The sequence below is a fragment of the Nioella ostreopsis genome (assembly GCF_004000255.1).
In the GTDB taxonomy this organism is placed as follows: Bacteria; Pseudomonadota; Alphaproteobacteria; order Rhodobacterales; family Rhodobacteraceae; genus Nioella; species Nioella ostreopsis.
Genome location: NZ_RCIQ01000025.1, coordinates 41,953 through 50,566, shown reverse-complemented (window position 1 = coordinate 50,566; position 8,614 = coordinate 41,953). Strand labels below are relative to the sequence as shown.

Annotated in this window: 8 protein-coding genes; 5 read left to right on the top strand and 3 right to left on the bottom strand. The window is 62.1% G+C overall.

The features are described 5' to 3' along the window. Nucleotides 1-195: 195 nt before the first annotated feature. Both EP237_RS19540 and EP237_RS19535 read left to right on the top strand, forming a co-directional pair. Entirely contained in the window at nt 196-447 is a 252-nt protein-coding gene (locus tag EP237_RS19540) for a hypothetical protein (RefSeq protein WP_127562563.1), read from the top strand. A 151-nt stretch (nt 448-598) separates the two neighbouring features. After that, the gene (locus EP237_RS19535; RefSeq protein WP_127562562.1) at nt 599-1,267 is read left to right on the top strand and encodes a glycosyltransferase; all 669 of its coding nucleotides are present in this window, start codon (nt 599-601) and stop codon (nt 1,265-1,267) included. A gap of 198 nt (nt 1,268-1,465) precedes the next feature. Here EP237_RS19535 and EP237_RS19530 read toward each other — a convergent pair whose 3' ends face one another. Then, nucleotides 1,466-3,613: a hypothetical protein gene (locus EP237_RS19530; RefSeq protein WP_206052330.1), complete on the bottom strand. Its 2,148-nt coding sequence runs from the start codon at nt 3,611-3,613 to the stop codon at nt 1,466-1,468. A 202-nt stretch (nt 3,614-3,815) separates the two neighbouring features. Here EP237_RS19530 and EP237_RS19525 point away from each other — a divergent pair, with 202 nt between their 5' ends. Further along, nucleotides 3,816-4,376: a L,D-transpeptidase gene (locus tag EP237_RS19525; RefSeq protein ID WP_127562566.1), complete on the top strand. Its 561-nt coding sequence runs from the start codon at nt 3,816-3,818 to the stop codon at nt 4,374-4,376. A gap of 71 nt (nt 4,377-4,447) precedes the next feature. Here the strand turns inward: EP237_RS19525 and EP237_RS19520 are convergent, their stop codons facing one another. Further along, nucleotides 4,448-5,101 (bottom strand): peroxiredoxin, encoded by a 654-nt coding sequence (locus EP237_RS19520; RefSeq protein ID WP_127562561.1) that lies wholly within the window; start codon nt 5,099-5,101, stop codon nt 4,448-4,450. Nucleotides 5,102-5,327: 226 nt separating this feature from the next. Here EP237_RS19520 and EP237_RS19515 point away from each other — a divergent pair, with 226 nt between their 5' ends. Next, nucleotides 5,328-6,773, top strand: coding sequence for an aldehyde dehydrogenase family protein (locus EP237_RS19515; RefSeq protein WP_127562560.1), 1,446 nt, complete (start codon nt 5,328-5,330; stop codon nt 6,771-6,773). 74 nt (nt 6,774-6,847) lie between these two features. Continuing rightward, a complete protein-coding gene (locus tag EP237_RS19510; protein ID WP_127562559.1) occupies nt 6,848-7,882 on the top strand; it encodes a serine/threonine protein kinase in 1,035 nt (344 codons plus the stop codon). Nucleotides 7,883-7,946: 64 nt separating this feature from the next. On the opposite strand, the gene EP237_RS19505 is transcribed toward EP237_RS19510, so the two are convergent. Beyond that, the gene (locus EP237_RS19505; RefSeq protein ID WP_127562558.1) at nt 7,947-8,597 is read right to left on the bottom strand and encodes an RluA family pseudouridine synthase; all 651 of its coding nucleotides are present in this window, start codon (nt 8,595-8,597) and stop codon (nt 7,947-7,949) included. Nucleotides 8,598-8,614: the final 17 nt, after the last annotated feature.

The following is an 8,614-nucleotide window of genomic DNA, read 5'->3' as shown; positions in this document are numbered from 1 at the left end:
AAGCGCCCGAAGCCGAGTAAGCTTTACGGCACTTGAGAATTGGAAGAGGCCCCGGCGTATACGACCGGGGCCTTTTTCGTGATCGCAGGACCGGTCTGACCCAAGACCTTTATTTTTCAGAAGAGTTTTGCCTATTCACGTCCCGTACCGCATAGTTGCGTCGGGACCAGCGCAATCAGATCTGATCGGAACCTCATGAAACATTGCATTCTTGGCTGTACGCTCTTCGCGCTTGCGGGGGCGGCACATGCACAATCGGACGATATGGTCATGCTGACCGCTGTCGAAATCTGCAACTACGATGCCAATGGCTGGTATATCGGCATGTCAGAGGCTGGAACATTCGTCGAGCCATACGAAATCGACGTGGTCCAGACGGATCAGCCGCCGGGCTACTACATGTATGTCCGGCACTACTGCCCGCAAAATATTGACCCGAACGGCTGACCGACACCAGCCCGATCGAAGTGACCCCGCGGTTTCCCCCGGGGTCATTTTTTTGCCGAAGTTTTGAGAAAAACTGTGTAAAGATAAGAAAAACGAGCAGACCTGCCCGCAAGAGCGCACACCGCCGGGGGCAGAGAGAAGAGGCAAGGGCATGAGCGGGCAGATCACGATTTGCATGACGATGGGGCTGCGCCCCGACTATCTGGAACAGACGATCGAGAGCCTTGGGCCTCAGATGCGGCTGCTGCCGATCGTGGCGATCAATGATTTCGGGGATGACCCCACGAACCGGATGTTCGACAGGCTCTGCCCCCATGGGCGGCGCATTGATCTTGGTGGTCGTGTCGGCCATCACGCCGCTGTGGACGCGATGTATGAGGCCGTGGACACGCCCTATATCTTCCATATCGAGGATGACTGGCATTTTGCCCGCACCGACTTCCTCCCCGAAGCCATCGCCTTGCTGGACTCCGACCCGACCATGACCTCTGTCTGCGTCAGGGAACTGGATGATATGCCGATCGAGCCACAGCGCGCGGCCCGCGTGACATACGAAGAGGTTGGTGGCGTGTCCTACGCGCTCATGACGCGCGTGCACATGCGGTGGTACGGGTTCACCTTCAACCCGCACGTGATCCGCCGCAGCACCTGGCAGGATCTTGGCGGCTACAGCCGGTTCGGCAAGGAAAAAGACATCTCCCGCCACATGCGCGCGGCAGGGCGGCATGTGGGCTATCTGGAGGACGGCGGCTGCCGCCATATCGGGGCCGAGCATTCCATCGCCCGCAAGTCCAACCCGCTGATGGCGGCGCAGGCGTGACTCTGGCTGAGCGTGGGGCAAGCGCCTGACCCGCCTTGGTTGTCTGGCAGTGATCTTCCTCTCCTCTCAAAAGCGTTTTCGCGAATAGAAAGACCCGGCAAGCTTGGCTTGCCGGGTTGCTAACGAATGATTTCGTCATGAAAATTCCGGAGGAAGAAGGCCGCGTCAGCGCCGCCTTCTCCCGTTTTGGTTGCCTGATCAGACCGGCAGGTTCAGCGAGAACATGAACAGCTGACCGCCCGCATCCGCGTTGGTCTCGGCCACCGCGCCGCCAGAGCCGGACCGGTGCTGCACCACGCCGATGAAGGTCTGATCGTTGATCGGCATCGACCCCATGATGTCCTGGATCGCAGTGCCGGACAGCTCTTCCCGGCTGTAGAAGCTGCCGTCCCCTTTGCGGGCGACAAGCGCGGTCACCGGCCAGGTGCCGGAGAATTCCGACGAGGTGGCGCGGCTGCTGGTGCCTGCATAGGCCTCGACACCGGCTGCGGCGCGCGGGTTCTCGGATCCGCCTGCCATGGCCAGGAAGTAGCCGGACGCCGCCGGTTCGACCATCAGCGTGTCGGCGTTGAGCATCAGGGCGTATTTGCGCTCGCCATAGTCGTTGCCGGAGTCTTCGTCCACGATCAGCACATCGGCGTCAGAGGCTTTCACCCACATCAGACCGTCGGGGGCCACGGCCTTTGCGGACCCGTCTTCCCAGGTGGCGTGGGTGCCTGCGCCGCCATGCTTGATGCCTGCATCGCCAACGTTCAGGGTCAGGGCACCGTCAACGGCGGCCAGGGTGCGGGTCACGCGGGTGGTGACGGTTGCGGGCAGTTCGCCGTTGGCGGCTGCAAGCTCGTCGGCCAGGTTCGGCAGGTCAAAGCCGAGGATGCCGCCTTCCTGGGTCATGTTCTGGACCCAACGGGTGTTGGCGATGTTCGGATCGACAGCCGGGTGCTCGGTCTTGGAGTCGCCGACGAAGAACATGTGGCCCGCGGGCTGTTCGGCTTCGTCCTGCCACTTGAGCATCTCGGTGTCCCGCACCGAGACGTTCGCGTCCCAACCGGCCCACTGGTAGGAGGTGGGTGCGAAGACCGCGTCGAAGGCATCGGGCGCATCGGCGTTGGTCAGGTAGGCGTCCATCATCTTGTCTTCGAGAGACGGGGAGTCGATGCCCAGACCCGCGAAAGCGTCGTTTGCCAGGGCCAGGCCGTAGAGACGACCGTTCAGCAGGCCATTGCGGGCCAGGAATTGATCGCGGGCCGAAGCGTCAGCCCCGACCGGGTTGCCGGCTGCGTCCAGACCTTTGCGGCCGACATAGATCTTCAGCGGCGCAGGCTCGACGTCGTGGTTGTAACCGGCAGCGACGAGGACGACGTAGTCGGGGTGGCCGGGGTTGATCGGCAGCAGCTTTTCATAGCCGGTCTGACCCAGTGCCGGTACGGTGTAGGCCGTTTCATTGGCGATATCGACGACGACGGAGGCCAGGCCCATCGTGTCGTGGGCGTCGACCATCTGGCCGACAGTGTCACCGGATGCGTTGGTGACGTTGAACATGCGCTGGATGTTCCATTCTTCGGCGGTCAGCCAGACGTCGTCGGCAAAACCGATCCCGTCGCCGTATTTGTTCGCCTGCTCGTAATAGGCGCCGCAGAAGGACTGGGCGAAGAAATCGGCCTCGGACAGCTGCATCGCCGGGGCGAAGGGGATGACGGTGCCGTCTGCCAGGGTCTGGTTGCCCCATTTGCCGCCCTCTGCGGCGGGCATGACTTCCTCACCAAACACGTTGAAGATCGTGTTGTAGAGATGGCCCGAGCCACGCACCATCTCCGACGCGGCGGTGTCGTTCGACAGGAAGTCGGCGAATGCGGCGCGGTCGTAGTCGATGGTGTGGATGTGGCTGCCGGTGAAGGTGGCGCCGGAATTCATGACCTGGGGATAGGTCTCGTTCGACATCGTGCCATAGGATTCGGACTGGTAGATGACGCGGATGGTGTCGTTATCGGCCAGCAAGGCGGCGTGGCCATCCGGATACCCGGTCAGAGCCATACCGGTTTCGGCATCGACCTCACCGATGGTGGCGATCGGCTTCATGTTGCTGACGAAGGGGAAGTTGGTGTTCCCGGACTGGCCATCGACCAGATAGGCGGCGGTGTCGCCAGCGGTCGAGGCCTCGGGGATCAGCGCGGTGACTTCGCCGATCGACCGGATCACGGCGGTCTGCGCCAGCGCGGAGGTGGAGCGCAGCAGCCCGGCGCCGAACGCGGTGGCGCCTGCGCTCAGTGCGATGGCGCCGCGCAGAACAGAACGGCGGGAAACGGAAAGCTGTTGTGCCGGGGAGGTAGCGAGCTTGTCGGTCATGTCAGTCCTCAGAGCTGTGTTGTGAAACCGAGGACCGGGTACCGGTATCGTGTCATGGGCAGATGACAGTTTTGTATCTCTCTTGTGACAGCTGCAGGCGTCCGCGTGAAAACCTTTGCACTCAAGGGCTTGCCCTAGCGGGTCGGCTTCGGCCAAACTCTTCCGAGTTCAGATTTTTCACCAGAGGGGAGGGATGCTGCCGATGCTGACCCGCCGCCATTTCATTTCGACCGGGGCCGCGCTGGCCCTGACACCGACCATCGCGGGCGCCACCGAAAGCTGGCAGTTGTCCAGCCGGTACGAGCCGCAAATGGTCAACATCAACCCCGGCTTTCGCCCCGGCACGATCCATGTCGATATGGGGGCACATTTCCTATATCTGGTGCATGAGAATGACACGGCGCTAAGATTTGGCGTTGCCGTGGGGCGCGAAGGCCGTCAGGCATCCGGCTATTTCCGGGTTGGGCGAAAGGCCGAATGGCCAAGCTGGACGCCGACGCCGAGCATGATCGCGCGCGAGCCGGAGGTCTATTCGCAGTTCTCAGGTGGCATGGAGGGCGGCCCGGACAACCCGCTCGGGGCCCGGGCGCTGTACCTCTATACGGGCAATGGCGATTCGCTTTTGCGCATCCACGGAACGCCTCAGCCGTGGTCTATCGGCATGTCGGCATCCTCTGGCTGCATCCGGATGGTGAATGACCATGTGATCCAACTGTACGACATGGTGGATGTGGGAACGCCTGTTCGCTTGCACCCCGTCTAAAGTCAAAACGGAACGCAAAAGGCCCCTGGAACCGTCCCAGGGGCCTCTTCTTTACTGCGACCTGAGGCAGATCAGGCAGAGAGCTTCGCCATGCGCAGATAGGGCAGTTTCTTGTCGATCTCGCCATACTTGGCGATGGCGTCCTCGTCACTGACCGACAGCGGCACCACAACGTCACCGCCCGGGGTCCAGTTGGCTGGGGTCGCGACGGTTTCGCGCGCGGCGGTCTGGAGCGCATCCAGCGCGCGCAGCACCTCTGCGAAATTGCGGCCCACATTCATCGGGTAGGTCATCGACAGTTTCAGCTGCTTGTCGGGGCCGATGATGAAGACGGTGCGCACAGTCTGGCTGTCGGCAGGTGTCGGATTGTCGGACAGGTAATAGTCGGCCTGAAGCATGTCGAAGGCCTTGGACACTTGCAGATCGGTGTCGGCCACGATCGGGAAGCCCGCCTTGGCGCCACCGACGGATTCGATGTCACCCTTCCACTTCACATGTTCTTCCACCCCATCGACGGAAATTCCCAGCACCTTGGTGCCGCGCTTTTCCCATTCGTCGGCCAGTTGGGCGACAGCGCCGAATTCGGTGGTGCAGACGGGGGTGAAATCCTTGGGGTGGCTGAACAGGATCGCCCAGTTGTCTCCGATCCAGTCATGCAGGGCAAAGCTGCCCTGATCGGTTTCCACGGTAAGGTTGGGGATGGTGTCGTTGATGCGCAGGGCCATACTCTGACTCCTCGTTATTTGGTTGCTGTCGTCAACTATAATATGGGTATTCCGAGGGGGACTTACACCGCCAAAACTTAGAATCCTTTTAAAAAGGGACAGACATTCCGCCGCACTGCGGCAGGATGTGACAGGCGTTCCTGCAACTCCGTCGCGTCACGAACGGGGGGCCTTGTCCTTGGCGTCAGTCAATGACAGGCTCCGCGCCGAACAAGGGAGACAGATCATGCCCAAGAGCACAGATTTCTACATCAACGGCCAATGGGTGGCCCCGAGCCAGCCCAATGATTTCGACGTCATCAACCCCTCGACCGAGGAGGTCTGCGCAACGATTTCCCTCGGCGGGCAGGCCGATGTGGACGCCGCCGTTGCAGCAGCCCGCACTGCGTTTGAAAGCTATGCCTATACGTCCAAGCAGGACCGGCTGGACCTGATCCGCAAGGTGCTGGAGGTCTACAAGGCCCGTGGCGAGGACATGGCGCAGGCGATCTCGACCGAGATGGGCGCACCCATTGACATGGCGCGGTCCTCGCAGGTCGGCGCGGGCACTTGGCACATCTCGAACTTCATCAAGGCGCTGGAGGATTTCGAGTTCGAACGCCCCCTGGGCGACCACGCACCGAACGACCGGATCATCTACGAAGGTGTCGGCGTCGTCGGCATGATCACGCCCTGGAACTGGCCGATGAATCAGGTCACGCTGAAGGTGATCCCGGCGCTCGCCACCGGCTGCACGATGATCCTCAAGCCCTCCGAGATTGCGCCGCTGTCGTCGCTGGTCTGGGCCGAGATCCTGGATGAGGCGGGCGTGCCTGCAGGTGTGTTCAACATGATCAACGGGGACGGGGCGGGCGTGGGCTCGATGATGACGGCGCATCCCGGCATCGACGCAATCAGCTTCACCGGATCGACCCGCGCAGGCATCGCGATTTCCAAGAACGCGGCGGATACGCTGAAGCCCGTGCATCTGGAACTTGGCGGCAAGGGGGCGAACATCATATTCGCCGATGCGGATGAAAAGGCCGTCAAACGGGGCGCGATCCACTGCTTCAACAACTCCGGCCAGTCCTGCAATGCACCGACAAGGATGCTGGTGCAGCGAGACATTTACGATCAGGCGGTAGAGATCGCCGCCGCCACGGCTGACGCCACCACTGTGGGTCTGGCCAGCGAGTCCGGCCGCCATATCGGCCCGGTGGTCAGCCAGATGCAGTTCGACAAGATCCAAGGTTTGATTGCCAAGGGGATCGAAGAAGGCGCGCGTCTTGTGGCAGGTGGCCTTGGACGGCCCGAGGGCTTCAACAAGGGCTATTTCGTGCGGCCGACAGTCTTTGCTGACGTGAACAACGACATGACCATCGCGCGCGAGGAAATCTTCGGGCCGGTCCTGTCGATCATCCCGTTCGAGGATGAGGCCGAGGCGCTGGCGATTGCCAATGACACCGAATACGGCCTGACGAACTACGTCCAGACGCAAGATGGGGCCAAGCGCAACCGTCTGGCGCGGAAGCTGCGGTCCGGCATGGTCGAAATGAACGGCCAGGGTCGCGGCGCGGGCAGCCCCTTCGGTGGCATGAAGAAATCCGGAAACGGGCGCGAAGGCGGTGTCTTCGGGCTGGAGGATTTCTGCGAGGTCAAGGCGGTGTCGGGCTGGTCCAGCGACGACGCCTGATCGGAGAACATGGACAAACCTTTGCATCCGGGGGTATCACCGCCCCCGGATGTTGTTTTTTGGGGTCTCCCGATATGCCAGAGCTGCCCCTGACCTTCGTGCCGGATACGGTGCTGAAACGCGACGTTTTCTCGGAAACCATCGCCGGTCATCTGGCCGAAGATCCGTCCCGCAAAGTGGCCTTGCGCAAGCTGGATGGGGTGCCGATCTGGGCGCGGCCCGTGGCATGGTATCTGGCGCGCAAGGAAATACGGGGGCTGAGGGCGGTGCAGGGTATCGAGGGCACGCCGGAGTTGTTGCGCGTCGACAAGGTCGGGTTGCTGCGCAGCTGGTCGGAGGGGACACCCCTGCAACTGGCCCGCCCGGTTGATCGCGAATTCTACCGCGACGCCAAACGGCTCTTGCGTCAGATGCGGCGACGCGGGGTCACCCATAACGACATTGCCAAACCGCAGAACTGGCTGCGCACACCAGAAGGTCGCGCAGCGGTCATCGACTTTCAACTGGCCAGCGTCCACCGGCGGCGTGGGGTAGTGTTCCGCACCATGGCGAGAGAGGATCTGCGGCATCTTCTGAAACAGAAACGCGCTTTCGCGCCGGACCTTCTGACAGCATCCGAAAAGCGCTTGCTGGCCCGCAAGTCACTGCCGTCGCGCATCTGGATGGCGACCGTCAAGCCTGTCTACAACTTCATTACCCGGCGGCTGATGAACTGGTCCGACGGAGAAGGCACCGAAGACCGGATCGCCCGCGACGGTCCCGCGATCCGCGATCTGGCGGCCCGGCATGACGCCTTGCGCGACGTGGCCTTGTGCACCTACGCCCTGCCCGCGCGCGGGGTTGGGGTATACGTCTTTGCGGAAACGGACATGGATGCCGCTGAACTACGCGCCCTTATCCCCGAGGCGCGGGCCGAACTGGTTCAGCCCGTAGCCCACTTGCCCCGGCGGCAGGATGGAAGCGTGCGAAGCGATGTCCTGCAACTGATCGCCACGAACCGGCTGGACGATCTGGAAGAGGTCTTGCGCAGAGAGCCGGAATTAGAGCCGCTTCTCTGCCCGATCGTGGCCACGCGCCTGAACCTCACCGACAGGGTGCTGCGCGGGTAGCGGGCGCTGAAACGATCTTGGAAGATCGTTGAAAGGATTTTCAAAATCCTTTCCCGCGCGCCGGTCAGAATGGGGCTTTGACGGAGAAATTCATTCCCTTGCCCCCGTCGGGATGGCGCAGGCGCAGCGATTCTGCGTGCAGCATCAAACGGGGAAAGTCGCGCGCCGGTCCTTTTGCATAGAACGGATCGCCCAGGATCGGATGACCGAGCGCCAGCATATGCACCCGCAACTGGTGCGAGCGGCCGGTACGGGGATAGAGCCGAACCCGTGTTTCCCCGTTGCCGGTTCGCATGACCCGCCACTCGGTTTGTGCCGGCTTGCCGTTTTCTTGGTCGACCATTTGCAACGGCCGGTTCGGCCAGTCCACGATCAGCGGCAGATCCACTTCACCGGTCTTCTCGGCCATTTCGCCCCAGACCCGCGCCACGTAGGTTTTCTTGGTCTGGCGCTTTTCGAATTGCAGCCCCAGATGCCGCTGCGCATGGGGCGTCAGTCCGAAGACCATGACGCCAGAGGTGTCCATGTCCAGCCGGTGCACCAGCAGCGCCTCCGGGAAAGCCTCTTTCACACGGGCGATCAGGCAATCGGACAGCTGATCCCCCTTTCCGGGCACGGACAACAGCCCACTTGGCTTGTTGACCAGCAGGATCTCATGGTCCTGGTGCAGGATATCAAGCGGCTCCTGCGGGGGGCGGTAGTCGAGCGATTGCATATGGCTGGTCTATTGGC